At 70.5% G+C, this 26,234-nt stretch carries 25 protein-coding genes and 1 pseudogene; 10 read left to right on the forward strand and 16 right to left on the reverse strand.

Translation table 11 applies throughout. The features are described from left to right. Nucleotides 1–41: 41 nt before the first annotated feature. A complete protein-coding gene (locus tag AB0H84_RS50700) occupies nucleotides 42–1,292 on the reverse strand; it encodes a hypothetical protein (protein WP_357621164.1) in 1,251 nt (416 codons plus the stop codon). Nucleotides 1,293–1,530: 238 nt separating this feature from the next. Beyond that, a complete protein-coding gene (locus AB0H84_RS50705; RefSeq protein ID WP_357621166.1) occupies nucleotides 1,531–2,103 on the reverse strand; it encodes a dienelactone hydrolase family protein in 573 nt (190 codons plus the stop codon). A gap of 74 nt (nucleotides 2,104–2,177) precedes the next feature. On the opposite strand from AB0H84_RS50705, the gene AB0H84_RS50710 reads away from it, so the two are divergent. Continuing rightward, complete coding sequence (locus tag AB0H84_RS50710) at nucleotides 2,178–3,044, forward strand: methyltransferase domain-containing protein (RefSeq protein ID WP_357621168.1); 867 nt, start codon at nucleotides 2,178–2,180, stop codon at nucleotides 3,042–3,044. 154 nt (nucleotides 3,045–3,198) lie between these two features. On the opposite strand, the gene AB0H84_RS50715 is transcribed toward AB0H84_RS50710, so the two are convergent. The 9 genes from AB0H84_RS50715 to AB0H84_RS50755 form a co-directional block, all read right to left on the reverse strand. Next, nucleotides 3,199–3,657 carry a dihydrofolate reductase gene (locus AB0H84_RS50715; protein WP_357621170.1) on the reverse strand — a complete coding sequence of 153 codons (459 nt, stop codon included), beginning with the start codon at nucleotides 3,655–3,657 and terminating at the stop codon, nucleotides 3,199–3,201. Beyond that, on the reverse strand, nucleotides 3,654–4,451 hold the full coding sequence (locus AB0H84_RS50720) for a thymidylate synthase (RefSeq protein ID WP_357621172.1): 798 nt from the start codon (nucleotides 4,449–4,451) through the stop codon (nucleotides 3,654–3,656). Before AB0H84_RS50720 ends, AB0H84_RS50715 begins: the two co-directional genes overlap by 4 nt. 99 nt (nucleotides 4,452–4,550) lie before the next feature. Then, a complete protein-coding gene (locus AB0H84_RS50725; RefSeq protein ID WP_357621174.1) occupies nucleotides 4,551–4,685 on the reverse strand; it encodes a hypothetical protein in 135 nt (44 codons plus the stop codon). A 265-nt stretch (nucleotides 4,686–4,950) separates the two neighbouring features. Further along, nucleotides 4,951–5,724 (reverse strand): phosphotransferase, encoded by a 774-nt coding sequence (locus AB0H84_RS50730; protein WP_357621175.1) that lies wholly within the window; start codon nucleotides 5,722–5,724, stop codon nucleotides 4,951–4,953. Nucleotides 5,725–5,790: 66 nt separating this feature from the next. Beyond that, on the reverse strand, nucleotides 5,791–6,450 hold the full coding sequence (locus AB0H84_RS50735; RefSeq protein WP_357621177.1) for a response regulator transcription factor: 660 nt from the start codon (nucleotides 6,448–6,450) through the stop codon (nucleotides 5,791–5,793). Beyond that, nucleotides 6,447–7,604 carry a histidine kinase gene (locus AB0H84_RS50740; protein WP_357621179.1) on the reverse strand — a complete coding sequence of 386 codons (1,158 nt, stop codon included), beginning with the start codon at nucleotides 7,602–7,604 and terminating at the stop codon, nucleotides 6,447–6,449. Before AB0H84_RS50740 ends, AB0H84_RS50735 begins: the two co-directional genes overlap by 4 nt. Next, nucleotides 7,601–8,422, reverse strand: coding sequence for a CPBP family intramembrane glutamic endopeptidase (locus AB0H84_RS50745; protein ID WP_357621181.1), 822 nt, complete (start codon nucleotides 8,420–8,422; stop codon nucleotides 7,601–7,603). Before AB0H84_RS50745 ends, AB0H84_RS50740 begins: the two co-directional genes overlap by 4 nt. 166 nt (nucleotides 8,423–8,588) lie before the next feature. Further along, the gene (locus AB0H84_RS50750) at nucleotides 8,589–8,831 is read right to left on the reverse strand and encodes a hypothetical protein (protein WP_357621183.1); all 243 of its coding nucleotides are present in this window, start codon (nucleotides 8,829–8,831) and stop codon (nucleotides 8,589–8,591) included. Between the two features lie 196 nt (nucleotides 8,832–9,027). Beyond that, nucleotides 9,028–9,882, reverse strand: a complete 855-nt coding sequence (locus tag AB0H84_RS50755) for an NAD-dependent epimerase/dehydratase family protein (protein WP_357621185.1) — start codon at nucleotides 9,880–9,882, stop codon at nucleotides 9,028–9,030. Nucleotides 9,883–9,973: 91 nt separating this feature from the next. Between AB0H84_RS50755 and AB0H84_RS50760 the strand changes: the two genes are divergently transcribed. Continuing rightward, nucleotides 9,974–10,471 (forward strand): MarR family transcriptional regulator, encoded by a 498-nt coding sequence (locus tag AB0H84_RS50760; protein ID WP_357621187.1) that lies wholly within the window; start codon nucleotides 9,974–9,976, stop codon nucleotides 10,469–10,471. A 204-nt stretch (nucleotides 10,472–10,675) separates the two neighbouring features. Here the strand turns inward: AB0H84_RS50760 and AB0H84_RS50765 are convergent, their stop codons facing one another. Both AB0H84_RS50765 and AB0H84_RS50770 read right to left on the reverse strand, forming a co-directional pair. Beyond that, complete coding sequence (locus AB0H84_RS50765; protein ID WP_357621189.1) at nucleotides 10,676–11,341, reverse strand: maleylpyruvate isomerase family mycothiol-dependent enzyme; 666 nt, start codon at nucleotides 11,339–11,341, stop codon at nucleotides 10,676–10,678. A 34-nt stretch (nucleotides 11,342–11,375) separates the two neighbouring features. After that, nucleotides 11,376–11,633, reverse strand: a complete 258-nt coding sequence (locus tag AB0H84_RS50770) for a VOC family protein (RefSeq protein ID WP_357621191.1) — start codon at nucleotides 11,631–11,633, stop codon at nucleotides 11,376–11,378. Nucleotides 11,634–11,768: 135 nt separating this feature from the next. On the opposite strand from AB0H84_RS50770, the gene AB0H84_RS50775 reads away from it, so the two are divergent. From AB0H84_RS50775 to AB0H84_RS50785, 3 genes are all read left to right on the forward strand, one after another. Next, the gene (locus tag AB0H84_RS50775; RefSeq protein WP_357621193.1) at nucleotides 11,769–12,842 is read left to right on the forward strand and encodes a sigma-70 family RNA polymerase sigma factor; all 1,074 of its coding nucleotides are present in this window, start codon (nucleotides 11,769–11,771) and stop codon (nucleotides 12,840–12,842) included. Nucleotides 12,843–13,076: 234 nt separating this feature from the next. Further along, nucleotides 13,077–14,633, forward strand: a complete 1,557-nt coding sequence (locus AB0H84_RS50780) for an alpha/beta fold hydrolase (RefSeq protein ID WP_357621195.1) — start codon at nucleotides 13,077–13,079, stop codon at nucleotides 14,631–14,633. A gap of 212 nt (nucleotides 14,634–14,845) precedes the next feature. Next, a complete protein-coding gene (locus AB0H84_RS50785; RefSeq protein ID WP_357621197.1) occupies nucleotides 14,846–17,218 on the forward strand; it encodes an ExeM/NucH family extracellular endonuclease in 2,373 nt (790 codons plus the stop codon). Nucleotides 17,219–17,268: 50 nt separating this feature from the next. On the opposite strand, the gene infA is transcribed toward AB0H84_RS50785, so the two are convergent. After that, nucleotides 17,269–17,493, reverse strand: coding sequence for a translation initiation factor IF-1 (gene infA / locus AB0H84_RS50790; RefSeq protein WP_344988371.1), 225 nt, complete (start codon nucleotides 17,491–17,493; stop codon nucleotides 17,269–17,271). 41 nt (nucleotides 17,494–17,534) lie between these two features. Beyond that, nucleotides 17,535–18,314 carry a GNAT family N-acetyltransferase gene (locus AB0H84_RS50795; RefSeq protein WP_357621199.1) on the reverse strand — a complete coding sequence of 260 codons (780 nt, stop codon included), beginning with the start codon at nucleotides 18,312–18,314 and terminating at the stop codon, nucleotides 17,535–17,537. Between the two features lie 379 nt (nucleotides 18,315–18,693). On the opposite strand from AB0H84_RS50795, the gene AB0H84_RS50800 reads away from it, so the two are divergent. From AB0H84_RS50800 to AB0H84_RS50820, 5 genes are read left to right on the forward strand one after another with little or no spacing between them, the layout of a single operon-like run. Beyond that, nucleotides 18,694–20,739 (forward strand): CBM35 domain-containing protein, encoded by a 2,046-nt coding sequence (locus tag AB0H84_RS50800; protein ID WP_357621201.1) that lies wholly within the window; start codon nucleotides 18,694–18,696, stop codon nucleotides 20,737–20,739. Nucleotides 20,740–20,775: 36 nt separating this feature from the next. Continuing rightward, complete coding sequence (locus AB0H84_RS50805; protein ID WP_357621203.1) at nucleotides 20,776–22,869, forward strand: glycoside hydrolase family 36 protein; 2,094 nt, start codon at nucleotides 20,776–20,778, stop codon at nucleotides 22,867–22,869. An 11-nt stretch (nucleotides 22,870–22,880) separates the two neighbouring features. Further along, complete coding sequence (locus AB0H84_RS50810) at nucleotides 22,881–24,200, forward strand: extracellular solute-binding protein (RefSeq protein ID WP_357621205.1); 1,320 nt, start codon at nucleotides 22,881–22,883, stop codon at nucleotides 24,198–24,200. 11 nt (nucleotides 24,201–24,211) lie between these two features. Further along, a complete protein-coding gene (locus tag AB0H84_RS50815; RefSeq protein WP_357621207.1) occupies nucleotides 24,212–25,126 on the forward strand; it encodes a sugar ABC transporter permease in 915 nt (304 codons plus the stop codon). Continuing rightward, nucleotides 25,123–25,950, forward strand: coding sequence for a carbohydrate ABC transporter permease (locus AB0H84_RS50820; RefSeq protein WP_357621209.1), 828 nt, complete (start codon nucleotides 25,123–25,125; stop codon nucleotides 25,948–25,950). Before AB0H84_RS50815 ends, AB0H84_RS50820 begins: the two co-directional genes overlap by 4 nt. A gap of 19 nt (nucleotides 25,951–25,969) precedes the next feature. Here the strand turns inward: AB0H84_RS50820 and AB0H84_RS50825 are convergent. Then, nucleotides 25,970–26,234 (reverse strand): annotated as a pseudogene (locus AB0H84_RS50825) (hypothetical protein); the annotation flags it as partial.

Raw genomic sequence — 26,234 nt, forward strand, 5'->3', positions numbered from 1 at the left:
CGGCCGGAGGGCGGCGGAGACCCCGCCGCCCTCCCCTTCTGTCAGTAGCCGTAGCGGCTCTTCAGGTGCCGCCACCAGTCGCGGAACATCCACGCGTCGAACTCCGTGATCTGCGTCGCGCTGCCCGCCTTCATCAGGAAGCAGCACTGGCCCGTCGGAGTCCAGTCGTAGAAGTCGTCCAGGCCGAACGAGTGTCCCATCTCGTGCAGCAGGATGTGGATGTTGTCGGCGTTGAGGTTCGACATGAAGTACTCGCTGCCGATCCGCTGCCCCCAGTCGCCGCCTGCTCCCCCGCTGAACCCGGCGGTCAGCCAGAGCGACATGTCGTAGTGGTGCGACGCGCCGCCCGGACAGTTCGGGTAGTTGCCGCTCTGGTTGAAGAACCGGCCGCAGGGCTCGGAGCACTGGGGCGCGTTCTCGCGGATGTTGTTGACGTAGATGTCGACCGAGTTGTCGCTCCACTGCAGCTGGGCGCGGTCACGTACGGCCCAGCCCACGACCTTGACCGGCACGTTCGCGTACGGCCAGCCGTTGTGGCCGGCCATGACGTCCATCCACTTCTTGAACTGGCGGGCCAGGGCGGCGTGGATCTGGTCACGCTGGGCCGCCGTCACGGTGGCGGTGGTGTCCCAGCGGACGCAGTAGTTGATCGAGCCCTTGTTGGCCATGATCTGGTCCCAGCCGTAGTTGCGGAACCCGTACGGGTCCGGGTACGTGCTCTCGACGTGCTGCCAGACCTGGTTGAGCGGGGTGACCAGGTTGGCCGGCGGGTTCCAGCCGGAGGTGCCGCCGCCGGAGTCGGGCGCCCACACCTTGACCTCGAGGAGCCCCACCGACCCCTGGCCGCTCTGCAGGACGACGCGCAGCCGCGTGGTGCTGACCTGCGTGAAGCTCACCTTGTTGTAGGCGTTGACGGCGATCGGGTACGTGGCGGAGATGTCGGTGTAGGCGCTGCCGTTCCAGTACTGGAGCTTCCAGGAGGCGGGGACGCGGACGCCGCCGCCGTCGTCGAAGAAGTAGACGTCGGCGCCCTTGAGCGTCTGGGCTGCACTCCAGGTGAGCTCGGCCCACTGGGTGCCGGTGTTGGGCCAGGTGCCCCAGCGCTTGTTGACGGTGTCGTTGGAGCTGGGCGGGTCGATGCCGTCGTTGATGGCCGCCACGCTCTCCCAGGAGGACGTGTACGAGGCGGACGGCGTCGCGCTCCTGGCCGCGTTCGTGTCGGCGAGGGCGCTCTGGGTGGGTAAGAGGAGAGTGGCGATCAGCAGGAGGGGCAGGATGGCCAGGCGTTTCATTCGGTTACCTCGGTTTTGGTAGCGCTAACATTGCCAGCGCGTTCCAGCCGGAACCGCGTCTGCTTTGATCGCACGGGCGGGCGCCCGCGTCAAACCTCGGGTGGGGACACCCGCGGCAACCTGCGACTTCGCGGTGAAACTTTCACCCGCCACCCGGGGAGACGAGACGGTCCGTCTTGGCATGGAGCCGGCTGGCTCTCATACTCACTGAGGCGAGACGGGGCGGGGCGCCCGCCGGTCAAAGGTCCGCGACGAAGTCGAGGGCGATCGCCCAGGCGCGCTCGGCGGCCTCGGCGTTGTAGTCGGGCAGGTCAGGGTCGGTGAACAGGTGGCCCACGCCGGGGTAACGGAAGACCTCGACGTCGGCCCGCGCCCGGCGCATCCTGAGGTACCAGGCGTTCAGCCAGTCGACGGGCTCGTAGGTGTCGGGGTCGGCGACGTGGAGCTGGACCGGCAGGTCGTCGGCCGAGACACCTTCGGCCATGTCGGAGGTGCCATGCATCAGCAGCAGCCCGCGCGAGCGCTCGTCAGCCAGGGCGAGGTTCTGCGCGAGTGCCGCGCCCAGCGAGAGGCCCGCGTAGACCAGCCGTTCGCCGGAGAGGGGGGCGGCCGCGGCCACGGCCCGCTTCAGCAGCGTGTCCCGCCCGATCTCCTCCTTGATCGCGATGCCCTCCTCGGGCGTGTCGACGACCCTGCCGCCGTAGAGGTCGGGGACGTGCACGTCGTGGCCGGCCGCCCGGAACCTGTCGGCGGCCTGGTGCACGGCGGGCCGCAGGCCGTACATCGAGTGCAGGAGAAGAATCTGCGCCATGCGGGCAGCTTAACCAGGGCCGGAACGGTAAGAACAACAAGGGCTCCGTCGCGGAAGGCCGTGAGGATATAGGCATGAGTTCATCGCAACCCCTCGCCGACCCCGGGTCCGAGCCGGGTCACCGTTACTTGCTCGACAACGCCCGGGCGGAGGCGGGCGAGCGGTTCACCTGGCTGGCCGAGCTGTTCGACGGTGTCACACGGGGGCACTTCGACCGGCTCGGAGTGAAGGCGGGCTGGCGCTGCTGGGAAGTCGGTGCCGGAGGCCCCAGCATTCCCGAGGCACTCGCCACGGCCGTCGGACCAACCGGTTACGTGCTGGCCACGGACCTCAATCCGGCCTGGTTGGACCCGCACAGCGGGTACGAGGTGCTCCGGCACGACATCGTCGGGGACCCGCCGCCGCAGCCAGGCACGTTCGACCTGGTACACGCCCGGCTCGTGCTCCTCCACGTGCCCGACCGTGCCCGGGCGCTGGCGACGATGGTGGCGGCGCTGCGCCCCGGTGGCTGGCTGTTGGTCGAGGACGCCGATACGGAGTTGCAGCCGCTGGCCTGCCTCGATGAGGTCGGCCCGGCACAGCAGCGCGCCAACCGGCTGCGGCGCGCCGTCCGGGAGTTGATGGCCCGCCGCGGCGCTGACCTGCGCTACGGCCGTACGCTGCCGCGGGCGTTGCGTGCGGCCGGCCTGGTCGATGTCACGGCGGCCGGCTGCTTCCCGGTCGGCGGGGTGGCCTGCAACCGGCTGGAGACCGCGACGGTGCGCATGGTCCGCGCCGAGTTGCTCACCGCCGGGTTGGCTGACGACGCCGAGATCGACGCGCACCTGGCCGCCATCGATGCCGGCGAGCTCGACCTCACCCTCGCGCCGCTGATCTCGGCATGGGGACGCCGCCCGGGACGCCCTTCGGCGTCCGGGCCGCGGTCAGCCGCAGGCCGGTGAACACGGCGCAGGCCGGTGAACACGGCGCAGGCCGGTGAACACGGCGCAGGCCGGTGAACACGGCGCAGGCCGGTGAACACGGCGCAGGCCGGCGTCACAGCCCCCGCCACTCCGCGCCGGCAGCTCCGGCCACCACCACCGCGGCTTCCTGACCTCAGTCCCAGGTCAGGAACCGGTAGTGCAGCCCGGTCGAAGACTCCTGCCACGCCCCGACCGAGTCTGGCGAGCGTCCCACGTCCGGTGCGTGCGTGTCACCTTCGAAGGGCTCCCGGATCTCGGTGACCACGATTCGTTCCGCGATGGGCAGTACCGCCCGATACACCGCTGCGCCACCGATCACCCACACGTCCCCGGACGCTGCGGCGAGCGCCTGCCGCAGGTCGGGGAACGTTTCCGCGCCCTCCTGCGGCGTGCGCGACAGCACAAGATTGCGTCTGCCCGGCAGCGGCCGGAACCGTGGCGGCAGCGACTCCCACGTGCGGCGGCCCATGAGCACGGTCGTACCCGCAGTCAGGGAGCGGAAGTGGTTCAGGTCCTCCGGCAGGTGCCATGGCAGCATGCCGTTGCGGCCGATGACGCCGTTCGCCGACTGCGCCCAGACCAGCCCGATCACACCGCCACCTGTGCCCTGATGGCGGGGTGCGGGTCGTAGCCGTCGAGGGCGATGTGCTCGTAGGTGTAGTCGAACAGGCTGTCCGCCGGCTTCAGGCTCAGCACGGGGAACGGCCGTGCCTCGCGTGCGAGCTGCGTGCGGACCTGGTCCTCGTGGTTGTCGTAGATGTGACAGTCGCCTCCGGTCCAGACGAAGTCACCGATGCCGAGGCCCACCTGCGCGGCGATCATGTGCGTCAGCAGGGCGTAGCTCGCGATATTGAACGGCACGCCGAGGAACAGATCCGCGCTTCGCTGGTAGAGCTGGCAGGACAGCTTGCCGTCGGCGACGTAGAACTGGAAGAACGCATGGCAGGGCGGCAGCGCCATCCGTGGGATGTCGGCGACGTTCCACGCGGACACGATGATCCGCCGAGAGTCGGGATCCTCGCGCAGCGTGCGCAGCACCTCGCTGATCTGGTCGACATACCCGCCGTCCGGGGTCGGCCATGACCGCCACTGCACGCCGTAGATCGGGCCGAGATCACCGTCCAGCGCCGCCCACTCGTCCCAGATCGTGACGCCATTGTCCCGGAGCCACGTGACGTTCGCATCGCCGCGTATGAACCACAGCAGTTCATAGGCGATCGAACGGAAGTGGACCTTCTTCGTCGTGATCAGCGGGAAGCCGTCAGACAGCCGGTAGCGCAGCTGGTGACCGAAGATCGACCGCGTCCCCGTGCCGGTGCGGTCCTCCTTGTGGGCGCCCGTGTCCAGCACGTGGCGGAGCAGGTCTTCGTACTGCGTGTCCGGCATGCCGCAATCCTAACCAAGGGGCCCGACATGCTCGGCCACCGCGGTCAGGAGGTGGCCGTCAGGACCTGAACGCTGATCGTCGCTGTCATGACCGGCACGCTATGGGCGCCTTGGCTGCATACGTGCACCTGTGACGCGCTCGAGCTTGGTCCAGCCGATCCAGCCGTCGCGTTCGACCTGGACGATCCGCTCGTCGACGCCGAGCGCCCGCAGCCGGTCGAGGAACTCGACCACCTCCGGGGGCAGCGCCAGGCTGTCCCCGGCGGCAAGTCGGGCGATCCGCCTGCGGTGCCGGGTAGACGGTGCCTTCGGGAACGGTCAGGTCGACTCCGGCGACCACCTCACGGTCGCCGTACGACTTGCGCACTCCGGCGGCCTCGATCGCACTGGTTCTCGTCGTCATGCCACCATGCTGGGACGTTGACGCTGCGTCAGGGTCAACACCTTCGCGCCAGGCAAACGGCCGAATGGCACTCGTGGCCATCCAGCTCGTTGCAGCTCACATCCGGGATCTCAGCACGTCGATCTCGCAGCCTGGCAAGGACGGGTCGAAGCCGTGCTCGACCAGCCAGCGGATCGCCAGCAGGCTTCGCAGCGACCACCACGCGCGGATCACGTCAAGGTCGACGTCGGCGCCGTAGCCGGCGACGACGTCGCCAAGGTGCTCCTCGTGGCCGAGCGTCAGGATGGCGAGGTCGAACAGGGCATCGCCCTGGGCCGCCTCGGACCAGTCGATCACGCCGGTGATCTCGTCACCGTCGACGAACACGTGGCTGACCTGCAGGTCGCCGTGCGTGAAGACCGGTGTCCACGGCCGGAGCGCAGCCTCGGCAACCCGGCGGTTGCGCGTCACCAGGTCGGCGGGAAGGACGCCGCTCGTGACGAGCCACTCGCACTCGCCGTCGAGGCGCGATGCGATCTCGTCGAGGCCCCGACCGGGCCAGGGCGGCAGTGGCGCGTCGTGCAGCACCCGTGCGGCGGCACCCGCCGCGGCCCACGCCGCCGACGACGCGGTCGACGGCTCGCCGAGGCGGCCGAGTGCCGTGCCGGGGAGGGCGGCGAGCGCGAGCACGGGCGGCTTGCGCCACAGCACCTCCGGCGTCGGGATCGGCGCCATGGCCATCGCCGCGACCTCGACGTCAGTGCGCGTCTGATCGCCGTCGATCTTCAGGTACACGTCGCCGACGCGCAGGGTCGCGCGCTCGCTATGGGCGACGACGACGTTGACCTCTTCCACGTCGGCCATTATCGCGAGGATGATCACCGACGTCACCGGGTTTTCACGCACGGTCCTGACGTCTGCGGCGTTCGCCCCAGCGAGGTTCCCGCGCGGGGCGCCTCAGGTCACCAGGCCCCTGCGGTAGGCGTAGACCACCGCCTGTACGCGGTCACGCAGGTCGAGCTTGGTGAGGATGCGCGACACGTACGTCTTGACGGTCTCCTGGCTGATCACCAGGGTGGCGGCGATCTCGCTGTTGGACCGGCCGTCGGCGATGAGGCGCAGCACCTCCAGTTCGCGCGGCGTCAGCGCGGTCTCGTCCGGTGTGTCCCGGGCGGGGCGGATCCGGGACGCGTACCTGCCGACGAGCTGCCGGGTCACCTCGGGCGCCAGCAGCGCGGCGCCCGAGGCGACGGTACGGATGCCGTGCAGGAGCTGCGCCGGCGGGGCGTCCTTGAGCAGGAAGCCGCTGGCCCCCGCGCGCAGCGCCTCGTAGACGTACTCGTCCAGGTTGAACGTCGTCACCACGAGCACCTTGATCGGATTCTCGACCCCGGCGCCGGCCAGCAGGCGGGTGGCCTCGATGCCGTCGAGCACCGGCATGCGCACGTCCATCACCACGATGTCGGGGCTCAGCCGCCGGGCCAGGTCCACCGCGGCGCGGCCGTCGCCGCACTCCCCCACCACCTCCAGGTCCGGCTGCGCGTCGATGATCGTTGCGAAGCCGGTGCGGATCAGCGCCTGGTCGTCGCAGACCAGGACCCGGAGCGGCGTGCTCACGACGGGCTCCCCGCGGGGATGCGGGCCCGTACCACGAAGCCGCCGCCCGCCCGCCGGTCGGCGCTGAACTCGCCGCCCAGGGCCTCGACCCGCTCGCGCAGCCCGGACAGCCCCCGCCCGCTCCCGCCGGGAGAGCCGGCTGCCCGGGAGCCGGAGCCGTCGGTGCCGACCTCCACGGTGATCTCCTTCTCGCCGTAGCGCACGTGCACCACGGTACGGCTGCCGTGGGCGTATTTGAGGGCGTTCGTCAGGGCTTCCTGCACGACCCTGTAGGTCACGAACTCGGCGCTGCCCGCCGATTCCGCCGGGCTGCCCTCCTCGGTGAACTCCACCGGCTGCCCGGCCCAGCGGGTCTGCTCCACGAGCGCGTGGAGCTCGCCGGCGGAGGGCATGCTGACGTCGGTGTCGTGATCGGCTTTGAGCAGGTCGAGCATGTGCCGCAGGTCGGTGATGGCCCGCCGCCCGGTGTCGGTGACGGCGCTCAGCGTCGCGTCGAGGCGGTCGGGCACGGCGGTCAGATAGCGTGCCGCCTCCGCCTGCACCACCATCGCCGTCACGTGGTGGGTCACGACGTCGTGGAGCTCGCGGGCGATGCGGGTGCGTTCGGCGGCGCGGGTGGCCTCGGCGAGGTGGCGGCTGCGTTCGGCCTCGGCGGCGCGGGTGGAGCGCAGCCAGACGCCGATGCCCCACGCCAGGGCCAGCGCCAGGTAGAAGACCACGTACCCTTCCACCTTCTCGGTCGCGCCGAGCCGGTTGAGCGCGACCGCCAGCGGCACGTACGCCATGGAGAGGAGGACCACGGTGACGCGCCGGCCACGCCCCAGATGGGCGCCCGCGCTGATGAGCGCGATGGGCATCGCGTTGCTCGCGAACACGTGGTAGGCGCGGATCTGGTCGAGGGCGAAGCCGAGCGACACCAGGACGAGGCAGACGGCCGGCCACCGCCGGCGCACGGCGAGCGGAGGGCACTCCAGAGCGATCACCACGAACGCCAACGCGTCGAAGGGGCGAGCCGGCAGGTCTCCGACCTGCGTCCCCTTGCCGTGGAGCGCCGGCAGGAGGGAGACGACGGCCATCAGCAGCCCGAACGGTAAGTCCCGGACCACGACGTCGCACCGCCGCCACAGGTCCGTGACCCGCCGCAGATCGATCATTGGGTGAGCGTAGCGGTCGCACCGCGCCGGAGCGGGACCACGTTGCCGCGCCGGCGGGCCAGCCACATGAACACGACCGTCAGCAGCAGGCCGAACACCACCGCGTACGGGCTCGCCTCCGGCCCGAACTCGCCGCCCGTGAGCAGGGCGGGACCCGACGTCACGCCGTGCAGCAGCCCCTGCGTCGCGCCGTTGCCCGAGACCTCGGTGCCGAAGATGCCGGCCGCCGCGAAGTTCCAGCCGAAGTGCACGCCGATCGGCACCCACAGGGTGCGGGTCGCGGCGTAGGCGGCGGCGAGCATGCCGCCGGCCTCGATCGCGATGGCGATCGCGCCCCACAGGCTGGCGTGCGCGTTGAACAGGTGCATCAGACCGAACAGCAGCGCCGTCAGCACCAGCGAGAGCCACGTGCCGATGCGTTCCTCGACGATCCTGAACAGGATGCCGCGAAACAGCAGCTCCTCCGTCACCGCGGCGGCGGCCATGAAGCCGAGCAGCCCGGCCGCGCCCGCAAGCGAGCCCAGCCCGTCGATCCGGTAACCGCCCATGAGAGCGATGTTCACGATGACGGCCGCGAACAGCGCGACACCGATCAGCGCCCCTCGTGCGATGGCGGGGGCGGCGCCTTGCGCCGCCACCTCCACCGGCTCGCGTCGCTCCGACCACCGCACCACGCGGGCGTACACGAAGACGGCGAGCACCGCCGTCGCGACGCCGATGAGCAGGGTGAGGAGCGGGCTCCCCTGCACCGCGCCCACGATCGCGCCGCCGGCGAAGGCGACCACCGCGACGGGCACGAGCTGTTTCAACAACCGCATGACGACTCCCTTACGTTGGGGGACGCCGCGACGGGGCGCCGCGGCTACGCCGAGAAACGCTAGGGAGCCGGCGGTCTGGAATCGTCCCCGCAGGGTGGACACTCTCGGGTAGCTCGCACGGGGGACAGACGGTGACTCGTGTGCCGGGCCGGGAGGGGCGGCGCCTTCAGCGGGAGTGACCGGTCGCCTTGGCGGCAGCGAGATGATCTCGTAGTTCGACATGGCGGAACTGGTAGAAGGGGCCCACGGTACGAAGGACGCCCAGCTGGTGCAGATCATGCAGGAAGCGCATCAAGCGGAACGGCAGCCGGCCCGATGGCCCAAGGTGCAGCAGGGCGATGGTAGCCATCAGCCACATGTGCTGGCCTTTGTTCACCAGGCCGAATGCCATGCCGGAGATGATGCCCATCCCGCGTCCACGGACGCGGACGGGTGAGACGGCACGACGGACGCGGCAGCGCCACCCCGGCCTCGCGGCCAGACCGCCCAGGCCCACATCGCCGGCCTGCTCGCCAAGCTCGGCGCCCGCGACCGCGTCCAACTGGCCATCGCCGCCCACGACGCCGGCCTGGTGTCGCCAGCCGCGTGACGACGCCGTGCGGGGGTCAGGCGTACGAACCCTCGACGAGGTCGGCGACGATGCCGGGGCGGGCGGGCCGCCAGCCGAGTGCCTGGCGGGTGCGGGCCGCGCTGACGCGCTGGCTGAGCGCCAGCGCGTCAGCGAACCCCGCCCCGAGCTCCTGCGCGGCCTCGTCGACCGGCCACGGCTCGGCCGTCTCCTTGACGCCCGCCGACCTGGCCGCCGCCTCGGCCACGGCGGTGACGGGCACCGCCTCCTCGCTGACGGCGTGGTAGACGGCCGGCTCCCCCTTCTCCACGGCGGCCACGACCAGCTCAGCCAGGTCGTCCACGTGCACGAAGCTCCACGTCGACACCGCGCCGCCCGCGGCGACGTACACGCCGGACCCGCGCCGGGCGGCCTGGGCGCGCAGCAGCGCCGGGATGCCCGCGCCGCGCCCGTGCACGACGCCGGGACGCACCACGGAGCCGCCGCCGTCGATCACCAGCCGCTCCACCTTGTCCCGGTACGCCACCAGCGGGATGGGGTTGGCCGGGCTGTCCTCGTCGGCCCCGTCGGTCTCGCCGAGCACCCAGACGCCGCTGACATAGATCACCTTCTTGGATGATCCGGCCAGCACGGCGATCGTGGCCAGGTCGACGTCCTGGTCGCCGGTCAACTGGCCGGCGTGCACCACCGCGTCGAGATCCGCGCTGATCGCCCTTTCCAGCGCCGCGGCGTCCGACAGATCCCCATACCGTACGTCGGTCACGCCCGGCACCCGCCTGTCTCCGTCCGCCGCCGGACGCACGAAGGCCGCCACCTCGTGCCCCTGTGCGACCAGCCGCTCCACCACGGGCCCGCCGACGTACCCGGTCGCGCCGATCACCAGCACCTTCATTGTTACCACCTCAAAAATTTCGACATCGAACGTTTGCAGACAGGACTGTAGCGTACGACATCGAACATTTCAATGTCGTACGATTGCCGCCATGGGAGATGCAGTCGACGTGATACTCGGTCAGTGGGCGCGCACCAGGCCCGACGTGGACGTGTCACCGATGGGGGTGATCGGACGGGTGTCGCGGGCCTCCCGGCTGCTCGAGCGCGGCGTCAAGGAGTGCCTGGCCGAGCACGGGCTGGAGGCGTGGGAGTTCGACATGCTGGCCACCCTGCTGAGGAGCGACGCGGCCTCCATGGCCATGAAGGATTTGTCGGCCGCGGCCATGGTCAGCCCTGGCGCGCTCACCAACCGCATGGATCACCTGGTGGCGCGGGGGCTGGTCGATCGCTGGCCGGCGCCGGACAACCGCCGCATGACGCTCGTGGCGCTGACGGACGAAGGACGGCGGGTGGCCGGCGACGTCCTGGAACGTCACGCGGCCAACCAGGACCGCCTTCTGTCCGGCCTCTCCCGCGCCGACCGCGACGCGCTGGCCGGCCTCCTCCGCAACCTCCTGATCTCCTTGGGCGACACCGGCCCGGAGTAACACACCCCCGACCAAGCGCCGCCGGCCCCCGCCCCACCGCATCCGCGCCGCGCCTCCGCCGGGCGTCCGCCCGCTGGCGGCCCTGGGCGTCCTGGCCGGCAGGTGGCAGGCGTCCAGCGCGGGTGCGCCATGTGCCTGATGGCGGACGGGGGACGGCAGAAGGCGGAAGGCGGCCAGCCGGGAGCGGCGGGTGAGCGGGCGGGGTCAGGGTGTCCCGCAGCGGTCGCGCAACGTCGCCACGCCCTCCCCCTCCAGTTCGTCGCAGTACGTGCCGCGCCCGGTCATGGCCATCGTCAGCGCCAACGTGGTCCCCGCCACGAGCAGCCCGGAGCCCGCGGTGAAGGGCCCGTCGTTCGCGACGAGACAGAGCCCACTGATCCGCCCCCTGACGAGGACGACCAGGTCAGAGCGCCGGTAGTAGTCGGCGACCACGGTGAGCGTCTCCATCGGGTACTCGCGGACGATGCCCAGAGGCCGCCGGATGTCCTCGCCGTGCACGATCGTCTCGCCCAGCATCGCCACGATCGGCAGGGGCGGTTTGGTGGTGCCGGTGATGACGCCGCGGAACCTGTCGAGCGTCTCGGCCGGGCTCGCTCCCAGCTGCTCGGCCAGCCGCATGGCCACCTGTCGGTCGAAGTCGAAGCGGCAGCGGATGACGCCTGCCAGCCATCGCAGTGGATTGAGAGCGGCCCCCGCGGTGAGGTGCGCCAGCACCTCGCGCACGGTCAGTCCGGTGCACAGCGACGGCGTGCCCCACTGCTCGTCGGTCAGATCCGCCAGGTCGGCCGCCAGCGCCGCCCGTTCGGTGTGGATCAGCGACCAGAGGCCGGCGTCGCGGTGCCGGGTCGGCCGGGATGCCGGATCGGTCATGTGTCGTCCCTCCCGTAGGTCGGATGCCGGGCTGTCAGCGGCTCAGCAGGCCGACCAGGTTCCCGTCCGGGTCGGCGAACACCGCGATCCGGCCGAGCGGTGTCCGCGTCGGCTCCAGGACGCGGCTGCCGCCGAGTCTCTGCGCTCGCGCCAGTGCGTCGCCGACGTCATCGATCGGAAAGTAGACGACGATCCCGGTGTAAGGGCTGTGCGGGCCGGCCTGCCCGATCCCGCCCGTCGGCCGCCCGCCGTCGTCGCCGACGAGCGCGTACGTCTCGTCGACGGCGTTCACGGGGCCAGCCGAACATCTCCTGATAGAAGTGTCGCGCTCACCGGGCATCGGGAGTCGAGATGTCGAACCACCCGGGCGCGTGGTGATGTGCGGTCGATGTCATAGCGGTCCTCCTGGCGGGGTTCGTCATGGTCTGTGCAGGTAGGACTGCCGCTATGCGGCACAATCGTCGCACATGGGGAAATTTCGTTCGAACCTTCCGCGACCGAGGGCGCCGATCTGGCCCGGGCGCGCGAGGGCGACGATGCCGCCTTCACCCGCCTCGTTGGACCGCTCCACCGCGAGCTGCACGCGCACTGCTACCGCATGCTGGGTTCGGCCCACGACGCCGACGACGCGCTCCAGGACGCCCTGCTACGCGCCTGGCGGGGACTTGCCCGATTCGACGGCCGCGGCTCGCTGCGTTCGTGGCTCTACACCGTGGCCACCCGCACCTGCCTGGACCTCATGGCGTCCCGCGGCAAGCGGGCCATGCCCGCCGACCTCGGCCCGGCGAGCGATCGGGCCGTGCTCGACGCCGGCCCGCTGACCGACATCGCCTGGCTGGGCCCTTACCCCGATCAGGGCCACGCCGACGGCCCCGCCACACCTGAGACCCGCTACGAGCGGCGCGAGTCCGTCGAGCTGGCCTTCGTCGCCGCACTGCAGCATCTGCCGGGCAACCAGCGGGCCGCCCTGCTGCTCTTCGACGTCCTGGGCTTCTCCGCGGCCGAGATCGCCGCCATGATGGACACCTCCACCACCTCGGTGAACTCCGCCCTGGCCCGGGCCCGCAAGCTCGTCGCGGAGCGGATCTCCTCCCCGGCCCAGCAGCAGACGCTGCGGAAGCTCGGCGACGCCCACGTGCGCAAGCTGGTCGCCGGATTCGCCGCGGCGCTGGAACGCGGCGACGCCGACGCTCTGGTGACGCTGCTGACCGAGGACGTCACCTGGTCGATGCCGCCGCTGGCACGCTGGTACCGCGGCGTGGAGGCCGTCGGCGACTTCGCCCGTCAGGTCCCGATGACCAGATGCCCCAGTTGGCGCACCCTGCCCACCAGCGCGAACGGCCAGCCCGCCGTGGCCTTCTACCTCGGCACCGACCCCACCGGACCGCATCTGGCCTGGTCGATCACCGTGTTCGCGCTGCGTGGCGAGCACATTGCCGAGATCGTCTCCTTCCTCGGCCCCGACCACTTCCCGTCCTTCGCCCTGCCCGCCTCGCTGTAGGCGCGGCGTTGCGACGCTTGGCACCATCATCACGATATTTCCCACAATTTCGTGATACGACGTACGAGCGAAAGTGTGGATCGGCTGGATGGTGCGCTCGGCCTGCCCACGGTGCGCGCTCGCCGCGCCGCCGGGCCGCGGGGCCGCGGGGCCGCGGGGCCGCGGGGCCGTCGACGGGGACGATCGAAGTCGGCCGCGTGCCATGCGGGGCCAGTCGACGACGATTGGAGCGATGTGCGACGAAAGTCCTCTGTGCTGGCCGCCGCCTTAGCAGTGGTGGCGGCCCTGTTACCCACCTCGACGGCCGCAGGCGCGGCCACCCCGGACGGAGCCTCGGCGCAGGCAGCGAAAGGCGGCATCGTCTGGGCGCCCTGCCAGGAGGAGCCCTCCGCCGAATGCGGCACGCTGACCGTGCCGATCGACTGGTCGAGGCCGCAAGGCCCGACCATCGACCTGGCCCTCGCCCGGCGCAGGGCCACTGACCCGGCGGCCCGGATCGGCTCCCTGGTGATCAACCCGGGCGGCCCCGGCGGATCAGGCGTGGAGGCCGCCTACGGCGCTCCCGGCTTCTTCACCGAAGAGCTCCAGAAGCACTTCGACATCGTCGGCTTCGACCCCAGGGGCGTCGGCCGCAGCCACCCGGTGATCTGCTCGGCGTCGCTGTACAACCAGATGCCGTACGCGGTCATGACCAGCCAGGCCGACTTCGACAGGTGGAGCGCCTACGCCAGGAGGCTGCGCCAGGACTGCCGGGCCCGTACCGGCCCTCTGTACGACCACGTCGACTCGGCGAACGTCGCGCGGGACCTGGACGCCATCCGCGCCGCCCTCGGCGAGGAGAAGCTCACCTACTACGGGATCTCCTACGGCACGCTGATCGGGCAGATGTACGCCGAGCTGTTCCCCGGCCGCATCCGGGCCCTGGCCCTCGACAGCAACATGGACCACAGCCTCGGCGTCAAGGCCTTCCTCGACACGGAGGCGGCCGCCGTCGAGGACGCGTTCGACGAGTTCGTCGCCTGGTGCGACCAGGAGTCCGCCTGCGCCCTGCACGGTCAGGACGTCCGGGCGCTGTGGGAGCGGCTGCTGGCCAAGGCCCGCGGCGGCCGGCTGTACTACCCGGGCGTCACGGATCGGCCGATGACCGAGGTGCAGGTCCTCTGGCAGGGCGTGCTGGGGACCGAGGGCCCGGCCTGGCAACTGCTGAGTGAGATGCTGCGCGCGCTGGACGGCGGTCCGCTGCCGGAGTGGGTGCCTCCGCCGCCCGGCCGGCAGCCCGTGACAGGCGAGGTCGCCGAACTGCCGACCACGATCCTCTGCGAGGACTACGACCTCCAGGTCCGCAATTACCAGGAGTACGCCGCACTGCTGCGGAGCTCCCGCCGCCTGGCTCCCGACATGCGCCTCAACCCCATGCCGATCGAGGACCTGCCGGTCTGCCTCGGCCACCCCACCACCAACCCGCAGCACCGGCTGCGCTACAGGGGCAGTGCCCCGCTGCTGCTGGGCAACTCGATCCACGACCCCTCCACGCCGTACGTCTGGTCCGCCGACGTGGGCCGCCAGCTCGGCCCCAAGGCGGTGCTGCTCACCTACGAGGGCTGGGGCCACCGCATCTACGGCAAGGACGAGTGCAGTACGGTGCCCATCGACAACTACCTGATCTCCCTGACCGTGCCCCCGCACGGCTTCCGCTGCCCCGTGGGCGGCCGGGCCGGCGCCACGGTCAAGCGGCAGCCTGAGCTGTGGCCGACCGACCGGCTCCCCTGGGGCGGTCCGGCCGACGGCTGAGCACGCCTGATGCCGCCCGTGGCCCGGCTGCGTGGCCATGGGCGGCGTCTTGTTTGGCACCGTGCTCACCGGCGCGATCCGGACGGCACTGGACGAGGTGTGGCGCGACACCCTGGCCGCCTGCTGAACAGGGTGTCAGGCGAGCATGAAATTCATAACTCGTCCATGTCTTATATGGGTTTTTCGGCCTTTGTCGGTTTACGCTCCCCCGCATGCGTGTTAAGTCCCGGGCCTTAGCGGTCCTCGTTGCGGCCGGCGTCGTCGCCGGTTCGATCGCAGCCCTCTCCTCACCCTCCGTGGCCGCGACCCCCGGAACCGTGGTCATCAGCCAGGTCTACGGCGGAGGCGGCAACTCCGGCGCCCCCTTCAGCAACGACTACGTCGAGCTGTTCAACCGCAGCGGCGCTCCCGTGTCACTGGACGGCTGGTCCGTGCAGTACACCAGCGCCGGCGGCACCGGGAACTTCGCCTCCAACAAGGCCGACCTCTCCGGCACCCTGGCCCCCGGCCAGTACCATCTCGTACAGCTCGCCGCCGGCACCACCCCCAGCGGCGCGCTCCCCCAGCCCGACAACGTCGGCACCATCAACCTGAGCGGCACCGCGGGCAAGGTGGCGCTGGTCCGCTCGAGCGACGGCCTGGCCTGCAACGGCTCCTCCGCCGTCTGCTCCGCGGAGCAGCTCGCGCTCCTGGCCGACCTGGTCGGGTACGGCACCGCGAACTTCTCCGAGACCTCTCCCGCTCCCGCGCTCACCAACACCACCGGCGCGTTCCGTAAGAGCGGCGGCTGCGCCGACACCGACGACAACGCCGCCGACTTCGAGACCGCGGCGCCCGCGCCCCGCAACGGCGCCACCGCCCCGGTCCCCTGCGGCGGCGGTGACCCGTCCCCGACGCCCAGCCCGACACCCACACCCACGGTGACGCCCACGCCGACGCCGACGCCCACCCCCACCGAGAGCTGCGACACCGCGCCGACGCACCAGATCTCGCAGGTGCAGGGCAGCGGCGAGACCAGCCCGGCCAACGGTCAGAACGTCCGCGTCGAGGGCGTCGTCACCGGCACCTTCCAGGGCTCCGGCCAGTTCGGCGGCTTCTACCTGCAGGCGGTCACGCCCGACGCCGACCCGGCGACCTCCGAGGGCCTGTTCGTGTACTCCTCCTCGCCGGTCAAGCCCGGTGACCGGGTCCTCGTCTCCGGCAAGGCGGTCGAGTACAACGGCCTCACCGAGATCTCGCCGGCCACCGCGGTGAACGTCTGCGGCACCGGCACGATCACGCCGACCCGGGTGAAGCTGCCGCTCAAGAAGGGCACCACCCTCGAGCGCTACGAAGGCATGCTCGTCACCTTCGACCGCGACCTCGCCGTCTCCGAGATCTACAACCTGGCCCGGTTCGGCGAGATCACCCTCGCCGGAGGCACCCGGCTGTGGCAGCCCACCGACCGCAAGAAAGTGAACACCGACAAGGACGCGCGGCGCGCCATCCTGCTCGACGACGGCTCGAGCGTGCAGAACCCGCCCACGCTGCCGTACCACGCGGAGGGCTCGAACACCGTCCGGATCGGCGACGAGGTGAAGGGCCTGACGGGCGTCCTCACGTACGGCTTCGACGCCTACCGCGTCCAGCCGACCCAGCCGGTGGCCATCAAGGCCGAGAACCCCCGCCGCGCCCAGCCCGCGAAGGTCGGCGGCGACGTCCGGGTGGCCAGCCTCAACACGCTCAACTGGTTCACCACGCTCAAGTCCCGGGGCGCCACCACCGCCGCGGAGCGGGACCGCCAGCTCGCCAAGCTGGTCGCCAACATCACCACGCTCGACCCGGCCGTGGCCGGGCTGATGGAGGTCGAGCGGAACAACAACGTGGCGCTCAACACCCTGGTCGACGCGCTCAACGCCAAGGCCGGCGCCGGCACGTACAAGGCGATCACGCACCCCAACCCGGGCACCGACCTCATCCAGACCGCGCTGATCTACCAGCCGGCCAAGGTCACCCCGATCGGCGCGGCGCGGTCGTCGTCCGACCCGATCTTCAACCGGCCGCCGCTGGTGCAGACCTTCGGCAAGGCCGACGGGACCGGGAAGACCTTCACGGTGCTGGTGAACCACTTCAAGTCCAAGGGCTGCACCGACGGCGACGGGACGGCCTCGGGTGAGGACGCCGACCAGGGCGACGGGCAGAGCTGCTACAACGCCAAGCGCGTCAAGCAGGCCAAGGCCGTGCTGGCCCTGATCGACAGCCTCCAGCTGAAGAACGCGCTCGTCCTCGGCGACATCAACGCCTACGGCGAGGAGGACCCGCTCCACACCTTCGAGGACGGCGGGCTGACCAGCCTGAGCAAGAAGTACGTCAAGAAGGACGACCGCTACAGCTACGTGTTCGGCGGCCTGTCGGGCGAGCTCGACCACGCGCTGGCCGACAAGGGCGCGCGCAAGCTGGTGACCGGCGCCACGATCTGGCACGTCAACGCCGACGAGGGCCGGTTCATGGACTACAACACCGAGTTCAACCCGCCCTACCTGTACGCGCCCGACGCCTTCCGCTCCTCCGACCACGACCCGCTGCTGGTGGGTCTGAAACTCTGAAAGGACGCGTGATCCGCGCCGGGGAGGCCCCCGGCGCGGATCGCCCGCCGCTACGTGCGGTAGCGGTACATGATCCGCCCCCGGTTGAGGTCGTACGGGCTGAGCTCCACGAGGACCCGGTCAAATGGCAGGATCTTGATGTAGTTCTTCCGTATCTTCCCGCTGATGTGCGCCAGCACCTTGTGCCCGTTCTCGAGCTCCACCCTGAAGGTGGCGTTCCGCAGACACTCGACCACGGTGCCTTCTACTTCGATGCCGTTCGATGTTCTTGGCATGTTTCTCGCACTCCTCCCTGAGGTCGTTGATGAAAGGGACGTCAGCGGAGCACCAACTCCAGGTTGCTGCCCGCACGTCGGGCGCCGATTCCCTCGAACAGGGCCATGGCCGGCCCGTTGGACTCGTTCACCTCGGCCGATGCCGTTTCGATCCCGTCCCGGTGCAGCGCGCCCAGCACGTGGGCGAGCAGCGCCCGAGCGATGCCGCGGCGCTGCCGGTCGCGCCGGACGGCGATCAGCCCGATCCGTGGCTGCCTGGTCACCGCCGCCAGCCGGAGCAGTCCCACGTACTCGTCGGACTGCGCCGCCGCCGCGTACTTCGACGGGTCCCGCAGGGTGGCGCCATCGAGACGGGGCAGCACCTCAGCCGGCATCTCCTGCCATCCGACGGTGGCCTCGACCTCGTCGCGGATCACGCGGTCCAGCGTGTGCAGAGGGCCCTCCTCCGCCTCGCCGACGCCGAGCAGCCTCACGCCCGACGGGGGTGACACCGAGCCGAGTCCGGTGACCTTCGGGTCGGTGGGCACGAGGTACTCCCACTCGCGGCGCCGGGCCGTGAAGCCGGCTCGCTCCCAGTTCGTCATCACGTCGAGGTCGGTCTCGTCGACCACCGTGTACAGCGGCTTCGGCAGGTCGGCCAGCATGGCGGCGGCGAGCCGGTCGAAGACCGCGTCATGCCACGCGTCGATGCTGACGAAGATCCGCCCGTCGGGCCTGCCGGAAACGTGGCCGCGGCCGACCGTCAGGTCGTCCTCCACGGCGTGCCACTGGCCCTCGGCCACCCGCGTGATCGGGCCCGAGGTGAAATGCGCAGAGTTCATAGGTGTTGCCTTTCGGAGTGCCCTTCCAGGCGCTCCCGGCGACACCTACGTCAATCGCCCGACCGTGACGACGAGGGGAGCACCCACATCGATACAGCGTTCATGGGTCTCACCTCCTTGCGTGACGTCACGGTGAGCGGAACGCTATCAGGTCGCACGGCGTCCCGTACAACCATTTTTCCGCCGGCCGATTCACGAGAGCCGCCCACCAAGCGCTCGTCCGACACTTGCTGGTAACAACCTGGTAACAGGGTCTTTTCCTCGTCCATGTGAGCGGTCACACTCAGGCTTCAAGGAAATGTGACCGGTCACATCCATGCACCTCCACGTCCCCCCAAGGGCGCCATAACGCCCGAGCACGCAAGGAGGTAGTCCCGTCATGAGGAGGAAAAATGCCTGGTCAGCGGTGCTGGCGGTGGTCCTGGTGACCGCTGTCACGCCTGCCGCCCCCGCCCAGGCCGCGTCCCAGCTCGTCGTCGACCTCGCCACCCAGACCGGTGCCCTCCGGTACGGCGCCACCGGCTTCCTGTACGGGCTCGGCGACGAGGGCATCCCGAACGAGACCATGCTGGCCGCCCTCAAGCCCCAGGTCACCGCCCAGAAGGCTCCCGACGGCCTGCAGCACCCGAACGGTGACGCGCTCAAGGTCGCCCCCATGTTCAAGCGCGCGGGCGGCCGCGACATCCAGATCTACATGCAGGACATCTACAAGCAGTGGCCGTACGAGAACCTCGGCATCAACGACTACCTGGCCAAGGTCGACACCATTGTCAGGAAGGTCGTCGCCGACCCGTACCGCACCTCGTACGTGTACGTCCCATTCAACGAGCCCGACCAGATCTGGTACGGCGGCAACCTGACCGGCTTCATGAACGACTACCGGACCGTCTACCGCCGGATCCGCTCGATCGACCCCGGCGCCCGCATCGCCGGTCCCAACTTCTCGAGCTACCGCTCGGCCGACCTGCGCACGTTCATGCAGTTCGCGCGGGACAACGGCGTGCTGCCGGACGTCACCACGTGGCACGAGCTGGGCAACGACTTCTTCACGGGCTGGAACGCGCACTACTCCGACTACCGGGCGATCGAGTCGAGCCTCGGCATATCCCCCCGAAGCATCACGATCAACGAGTACGGCCGGTCGTCCGGCGACCTGGGCGTGCCGGGCAATCTCGTGCAGTTCGTGGCCAGGTTCGAGAGCAGCAAGGTCGACGGCTGCCTGGCGTACTGGACGACGGCCGGCGGGCTGAACGACCTGGTCACCAGGAACAACCAGGCGACCGGCGGCTGGTGGCTGTACAAGTGGTACGGCGAGCTGACCGGCGCCACCGTGGCCGTCACCCCGCCGGCGGCGGGCGGCTCCCTTCAGGGACTGGCCGCGTTCGACCAGGCCAAGAAGCAGGCCAGGGTGCTCTTCGGCGGGAACAATCCGGCGAGCGGCACGTACGACACGAACCTGGTCGTCAAGGGCATCCCGGGCGAGCTGGGCACCCCGGTCCACGCCACTGTCTGGGGCGTGGACAACACCGGGCTGAACCCCTCCCCCGGCCCGTACAAGCTCACCGAGGCGGACTTCACCCCCGCGAGCGGGCAGATCACGGTCCCGCTCACGGGGCTCAAGGGCTCCTCCGCCTACCACGTGGTCGTGACCCCGGCCAAGGCCGCGACCAGCGGCTCCCGCTATGAGGCGGAGTACGCCGACCTGTCGGGCTCGATCACGTACGGCCAGGTCACCTCCGTGGACGGGAGCACCAGGTTCGTGGTCACGGCCCCCACGGACGGCTACTACAGCGTCGGCCTGCGCTACTCGGCCCCGGCCTCGCGCACGGTCAGGCTGCGGCTCAACGGCTCCGACCTGACCGACGTGACCCTGCCCGCCGCCACGGGCTGGAACACCGTCACCGCCAAGGTGTTCCTCACCGCGGGCATCAACCGCCTGGAGGTGGGCGCGGCCCAGCTCGACTACATCGACGTGGCGTCGTCCTCAGGCACGGTCACCGCGTACGAGGCCGAGTCCGGCGCCAACACGCTGGCCGGCGCCGCCAGGGTGGCGTCCAACTCGGCCGCCTCGGGCGGCGGCTACGTCGGCTACATCGGCGCCGGCGCGGCCAACACGCTGCGCTTCAACAACGTCACCGTCCCGTCGGCCGGCCGCTACCGCATGGTCGTCACGTACGCCAACGGCGAGCTGGGCGACGGCGCGAGCAACTACAACACCAACATCGTCGACCGTTACGCCGACATCTCGGTGAACGGCGGCCCGGCCGCCCGGCACTACTTCCGCAACACGTTGGGCTGGTCGAACTACCGCACCACGGTGGTGGACGTCACGCTGGCCGCCGGAGCGAACACGATCACGTTCGGCAACGCCTCCCGCTACGCACCCGACATCGACCGCATCCAGATCGCCGCACCACTCGGCTAGAGCAAGCACCGCACAAAGATCAAGCAAGGGAGATCCATGAACACCAGCGTCGTCTGGGGCCACCCGAGCCTTCGGGTCGTGCTCGACGTCTCACCCGACGGCCCGGTCGGCGTGCGGTCGCTGTCACGCGGCGACACCGCCACCGCGCATCGGCCCCGGGCGACGCAGCCGCTGGTGGAGCTGCTGCTCCCCGGCACCGGACGGGCGCACTCCTCGCACCGCTTCTCCCAGACGGCCGTCGGCCGGCGCCTCGCCTACCTGGGCTGCGACCAGAGCACGGACGGGCCGTGGCACCTCCTGCGGGTGCACCTGCACGACCGGGAGAGCGGGCTGGACGCCGAGGTGTTCCTCCGCTCGGCGGAGGGGGTCGCCGCGTTCCAGGCGTGGACGCGGGTGACCAACCGCGGCCAGGCTCCAACACTGCTGCTGGGCGTCACGTCGTTCGCCGCCGCCTTCGCCGGCTCGGTGGACTCCTCCGACGTGGTGCGGGCCGACAACGAGTGGCTGGGCGAGAGCCGCTGGGTCCGCGAGCCGCTGCGCGGGCAGGCCGTACCCGATCTGCACCTGTCCCTGCACGGCCAGGACGGCCGCGGCCGGCTCGCGGTCGTCGGGACGGGCACCTGGTCGACCGGCGCCCACCTGCCCACGGGCGGCCTGGTCGACCGCGACAGCGGGCAGGCGTGGCTGTGGCAGATCGAGCACAACGGCCCCTGGCACTGGGAGGTCGGCGAGCGGCTCGACGGCCCGTACGTCGCGCTGCTGGGGCCGACCGACATCGATCACCAGTGGCAGCACCGGCTCGCGCCCGGGGAGTCGTTCACCACCGTGCCGGTGTCGGTCGCGGTGTCCGGCGAGGGCCTGGAAGGGGCGGCCGCGGCGCTGACCGCGCACCGGCGGGCGATCGTCCGGCCGCATCCGGACCGGGAACGCCTGCCGGTGGTGTTCAACGACTACATGAACACGCTGTTGGGCGACCCGACCACGGCCAAGCTGCTGCCGCTGATCGACGCCGCCGCGGCCGCGGGAGCCGAGGTGTTCTGCGTGGACGCCGGCTGGTACGACGAGGACGGCTTCTGGTGGGACAGCGTCGGCGAGTGGCAGCCGTCGCAGACGCGCTTCCCGCGCGGCATCGAGGAGGTGCTCGGCCGGATCCGTGAGCACGGCATGGTGCCGGGCCTGTGGCTGGAGCCCGAGGTGATCGGGGTACGCAGCCCCATGGCGGACAAGCTGCCGCCGGAGGCGTTCCTGCAGCGCGGCGGCGTGCGCGTGGTCGAGAACGGCCGCTACCACCTCGACCTGCGCCATCCCCGCGCGGTCGCGCACCTGGACCAGGTCGTGGACCGGCTGGTGGAGGAGCTGGGCGTCGGCTACTTCAAGCTCGACTACAACATCGACCCGGGCGCGGGCACCGACCTGGACGCCGACAGCGCCGGCGACGGCCTGCTGGCCTGCAACCGCGCCCACCTGGCCTGGCTGGAGGGCGTGCTCGCGCGCCACCCGGGGCTCACCCTGGAGAACTGCGCGTCGGGCGCCATGCGCATGGACTACGCGATGCTGTCCAGGCTGCACCTGCAGTCCACCAGCGACCAGCAGGACTTCCGGCTCTACCCGCCGATCGCGGTGGCGGCGCCGATGTCGGTGCTGCCCGAGCAGTCGGCGAGCTGGGCGTACCCGCAGCCCGACATGTCGGACGAGGAGATCGCCTTCACGCTCTGCACCGGCATGCTGGGACGGCTCTACCTCTCCGGCCACCTGGACGGGATGAGCGCCGCGCAGCTCGACTCCGTCCGCGACGCCGTACGCGTCCACAAGGAGATCCGCGCGGACCTGGCCCGCGCGACCCCGCTGTGGCCGCTCGGGCTGCCGCGCTGGGACGACGGCGCCCTCGCGCTGGGGCTGCGTGCCGGCGACACCACATACGCCGGCGTCTGGCGGCGGGACGACGCGTGGTCCGTACGGCTCGACCTGCCCCACCTGGCGGGTCGTGCGGTCGAGATCGACGTCCTCTACCCCCGGCACCTGCCGGACTGGGATCGCGACTGGGAGCCCGGCCCTGGCGTGTTGACGCTCACGTCCCGTGGCGAGGAGCCCCTCTCCGCCCGGATCTTCCGCATCCGCACCGCCTCATGAAAGAGACCACCATGAAGACCAAATGGACGGCCGCCGCCGCCGCGGCGACGCTCGCGCTCGGGCTCGCCGCGTGCAGCGACCCCTCGGTCGAGACCTCCTCCTCCACCTCGGCCGCCCCCGCCGCCTGGGCCGACCCGAGCGCGAAGCTCGACGGCGTCAAGCTGACGATCTGGGCCGCCCAGAACAGCAACACCGTGCCCAAGGCGGTCATCGCCGGGTTCCAGCAGGCGACGGGCGCGACGGTCGAGGTCGTGACGATCCCTGACCCGTACGAGCAGGGCATCCAGACCAAGGTCGCCACCGGCGACAAGCCCGACCTGGCGTTCTGGCAGCCGACGGCGTCCATGCTGACCGCGATCAACGCCAAGGCCAACCTCCAGCCGCTGAACGACGCGCCGTGGCTGCCGCAGCTGTCGCCGGACCTGAAGGACATCACCGGCATTCTGGACGGCACCCGGTACGCGGCCCTCATCACGAGCCCCGCGGTCGAAGGCGTCTACTACAACAAGGAGGTCTTCGCCGCCAACAAGATCGCCGGCACGCCGAAGAACTTCGACGAGATGGTGAAGCTGGCGCGCACGCTCAAGGGCAAGGGCGTCACCCCGTTCTTCGAGATGGCCGGCGACAAGTGGGCGACCCAGTGGTGGGTGCAGGTCCAGCTCGCGGACGCGGCCAAGGACGGCCTGTGGGAGCGGGTCAACGCCGGCAAGGAGAAGTTCACCGACCCGACCGTCGTCGGCGCGATCAAGAAGTACAAGTCGCTGATCGACGAGGGGCTGTTCAACTCCGACATCAAGACGGCGAAGTTCGAGGACCAGGGCGCGGCGCTGCTGGCCGGCAAGGCCGCCATGGTCGTGCAGGTGAACTCGTTCTTCGGGCAGCTGCAGGCCTCGGCGGACACCGCGACGCTGAACAAGAAGATCGGCTTCTTCCCGATCTCGCCGTCGGGGAACGTCGGCACGTTCATCCCCGACCAGTCCAACGCGCTGGTGGCGTTCAAGACCGGTGACGCCAAGCGGGAGGCCGCGGCGCGGCAGCTCCTGGCGTACTGGATGGGGCCCGGCTACAAGGACTTCGTCGCCGACCGCAACACCGTCTCCCTGGAGCCGTCGGTGCCCAGCCCGGCAGGCGTGCCGCAGGCGCTGCTCGACGTGCACGCCTCGCTGCCCACCGCCGTCGGGTCCATGCAGGCCCTCGCGGTCGCCAACCCCGACCTGTACCTGAACCTGGCCGACATGATCAACGGGACCCTGACGCCCGAGAAGGTCGCCTCGGCCACGCAGGACCAGTTCGCCCAGCTGGCCAAGGCGGCCGGTGCGAGCGGTTTCTGAGGAGTCCCCACGTGCTGACCACCACCCCCGCGCGGCAGACCGCGCCCCGGCGCGCCACGACCCGCGGACGCCCGATCGTCCGCCGGCGCACGCACCCCATGTGGTTCATGGCCCCGGCGTTCGCCATCCTGCTGGTGTTCTTCTTCCTGCCGACGCTGTTCAACTTCGTCTACGCCTTCACCGACTGGTCGGGCTTCAAGAGCTCGATCCGTCCGGTGGGGCTGGAGAACTTCACCGACCTGGCCTCCAACGGCACGCTGTTCCGGTCGCTGCGGGTCACGGTGGTGTACGCGGTGCTGGTGGCGATCTTCCAGAACGTGTTCGGCTTCGGCCTGGCCGTGCTGCTCGAGCGCGACACCCTGGTCAACCGGGTGGCCAGGGTGTTCCTCCTCCTCCCCGTGCTGATGTCCGCGCTGGCCGTCGGCTACGTCTTCCAGGCGCTGCTCAAGCCCACCGGCGGCCTGAACCGGCTCCTCGGGATCGACTACGCCTGGCTCGGCGACACCACCTGGACGATCGTGGTGGTCGCGCTGATCCACGCGTGGAAGTGGATGGGGCTGTCGATGCTCATCTACCTGGCCGGGCTGAAGACCGTCCCCGAGGACATCGTGGAGGCCGCGCACATCGACGGGGCGTCGCGGTGGCGGACGTTCTGGACGGTCCGCTTCCCGCTGCTGGCGCCCGCGATCACGTTCAACGTCGCCACGGCGCTGCTGGGCTCGATGAACGGGTTCGACGTCGCCCAGGCCACGACCGGCGGCGGCCCCGCCCGTACGACGGAGATCCTCAACATCTTCATCTACCGCACCTTCGGGCAGGGGCTGTTCGCGCAGGCCACGACGATGAGCCTGGTGCTGTTCCTGCTGGTGGCCCTCATGGCCTTCCCGGTCATCTACGTCCTGCGCAAGCGGGAGGAGGTCCTGTGAGCAACCTGATCCTCTGGCGGAGACTGCAGCCGGCCGTCGCGATCGTCCTGGTGGCGGCGGCCATCGGCATCCCGCTCTGGCTGGTGGTGGTGACGGCCGGCAAGTCGCAGGGCGAGGCGCTCCAGCCGGACCTGTCGCTGCCGTCCCGATGGCACCTCCTGGAGAACCTGGGCCAGGTGTGGGCCGACGGCAAGGTGCTCCAGGCCACGCTGGGCAGCCTGCTCGTCGTGGTGCCCTCGGTGGTGGGGGTGCTGCTGTTCGGGTCGATGGCGGCCTGGATCCTGGCCCGCCGCGCCACGCGGCTCAACGCCGTGCTGTACGCGCTGGCGATCAGCGGGATCGTGCTCCCGCCCGCCGTCGTCACCGTCGTCCTGCTGCTGCGCCAGCTCGGCCTGGCCGGGACCGCGGTCGGGATGATCGGCGTCTACATGGGCATCTACCTGTCCACGGTGATCTTCTTCGTCACCGGCTTCGTGCGTACCATCCCCGACTCGCTCGAAGAGGCGGCGCAGCTCGACGGCGCGAGCCCGCTCCGGGTCTTCTGGCTGGTCGTGCTCCCGCTGCTGCGCCCGGTGCTGGCCACGGCCACCATCCTGGTCTGCCTGTACGTCTGGAACGACGTCTTCTACGCCTTCTTCGTCATCGGCGGGCGGCTGGACACCCTCCCGCTCAACCTCTTCCGCGTGGCCAGCGCCGGACTCTACCTCAACAACTGGCACCTGATCTTCGCCTACGTGATCCTGATGAGCCTGCCACTGGTCGTGGTCTTCGCCGTGGCCCAACGGAAGATCATCTCGGGCATCACCAGCGGCGCCGTCAAGTAGCGGCGAGCAGGCAACGGTCTCATCCGGCTGTCGAGCCGCGCCGGAAGAGGCCCAGCGACGGGAGCCGCTCGATCGCATGCCCGACCTGGTAGTACAGCCGGGGCGGGAGGTGCGGGAGCAGCCGCGAATGCCGCTTGCCCAGCAGCGTGAACATCTCCAGCGGCGAGAGGTCCATGTAGCGCGGCAGGCTCTCGTACCACTGGGCGCTGTAGCGGGCCGCGCGTTGGATGCGTCTGATCTCGGCTCTGCGTCGCCGGTCGTAGTGGGTCAGGGCGGTCTCGAGG

Origin of the sequence: Nonomuraea sp. NPDC050786, from assembly GCF_040654115.1 — a bacterium.
GTDB lineage: Bacteria > Actinomycetota > Actinomycetes > Streptosporangiales > Streptosporangiaceae > Nonomuraea.

What these genes read in the sequence shown, in the direction of transcription:
- AB0H84_RS50785 (WP_357621197.1), top strand. Translation starts at nt 14,846, where the DNA reads ATGCGTGTTAAGTCCCGGGCCTTAGCGGTCCTCGTTGCGGCCGGCGTC.
- AB0H84_RS50795 (WP_357621199.1), bottom strand. Translation starts at nt 18,314, where the DNA reads ATGAACTCTGCGCATTTCACCTCGGGCCCGATCACGCGGGTGGCCGAG.
- infA (WP_344988371.1), bottom strand. Translation starts at nt 17,493, where the DNA reads ATGCCAAGAACATCGAACGGCATCGAAGTAGAAGGCACCGTGGTCGAG.
- AB0H84_RS50705 (WP_357621166.1), bottom strand. Translation starts at nt 2,103, where the DNA reads ATGGCGCAGATTCTTCTCCTGCACTCGATGTACGGCCTGCGGCCCGCC.
- AB0H84_RS50760 (WP_357621187.1), top strand. Translation starts at nt 9,974, where the DNA reads ATGGGAGATGCAGTCGACGTGATACTCGGTCAGTGGGCGCGCACCAGG.
- AB0H84_RS50800 (WP_357621201.1), top strand. Translation starts at nt 18,694, where the DNA reads ATGAGGAGGAAAAATGCCTGGTCAGCGGTGCTGGCGGTGGTCCTGGTG.
- AB0H84_RS50805 (WP_357621203.1), top strand. Translation starts at nt 20,776, where the DNA reads ATGAACACCAGCGTCGTCTGGGGCCACCCGAGCCTTCGGGTCGTGCTC.
- AB0H84_RS50740 (WP_357621179.1), bottom strand. Translation starts at nt 7,604, where the DNA reads ATGATCGATCTGCGGCGGGTCACGGACCTGTGGCGGCGGTGCGACGTC.
- AB0H84_RS50810 (WP_357621205.1), top strand. Translation starts at nt 22,881, where the DNA reads ATGAAGACCAAATGGACGGCCGCCGCCGCCGCGGCGACGCTCGCGCTC.
- AB0H84_RS50745 (WP_357621181.1), bottom strand. Translation starts at nt 8,422, where the DNA reads ATGCGGTTGTTGAAACAGCTCGTGCCCGTCGCGGTGGTCGCCTTCGCC.
- AB0H84_RS50755 (WP_357621185.1), bottom strand. Translation starts at nt 9,882, where the DNA reads ATGAAGGTGCTGGTGATCGGCGCGACCGGGTACGTCGGCGGGCCCGTG.
- AB0H84_RS50750 (WP_357621183.1), bottom strand. Translation starts at nt 8,831, where the DNA reads ATGGGCATCATCTCCGGCATGGCATTCGGCCTGGTGAACAAAGGCCAG.
- AB0H84_RS50710 (WP_357621168.1), top strand. Translation starts at nt 2,178, where the DNA reads ATGAGTTCATCGCAACCCCTCGCCGACCCCGGGTCCGAGCCGGGTCAC.
- AB0H84_RS50765 (WP_357621189.1), bottom strand. Translation starts at nt 11,341, where the DNA reads ATGACCGATCCGGCATCCCGGCCGACCCGGCACCGCGACGCCGGCCTC.
- AB0H84_RS50700 (WP_357621164.1), bottom strand. Translation starts at nt 1,292, where the DNA reads ATGAAACGCCTGGCCATCCTGCCCCTCCTGCTGATCGCCACTCTCCTC.
- AB0H84_RS50720 (WP_357621172.1), bottom strand. Translation starts at nt 4,451, where the DNA reads ATGCCGGACACGCAGTACGAAGACCTGCTCCGCCACGTGCTGGACACG.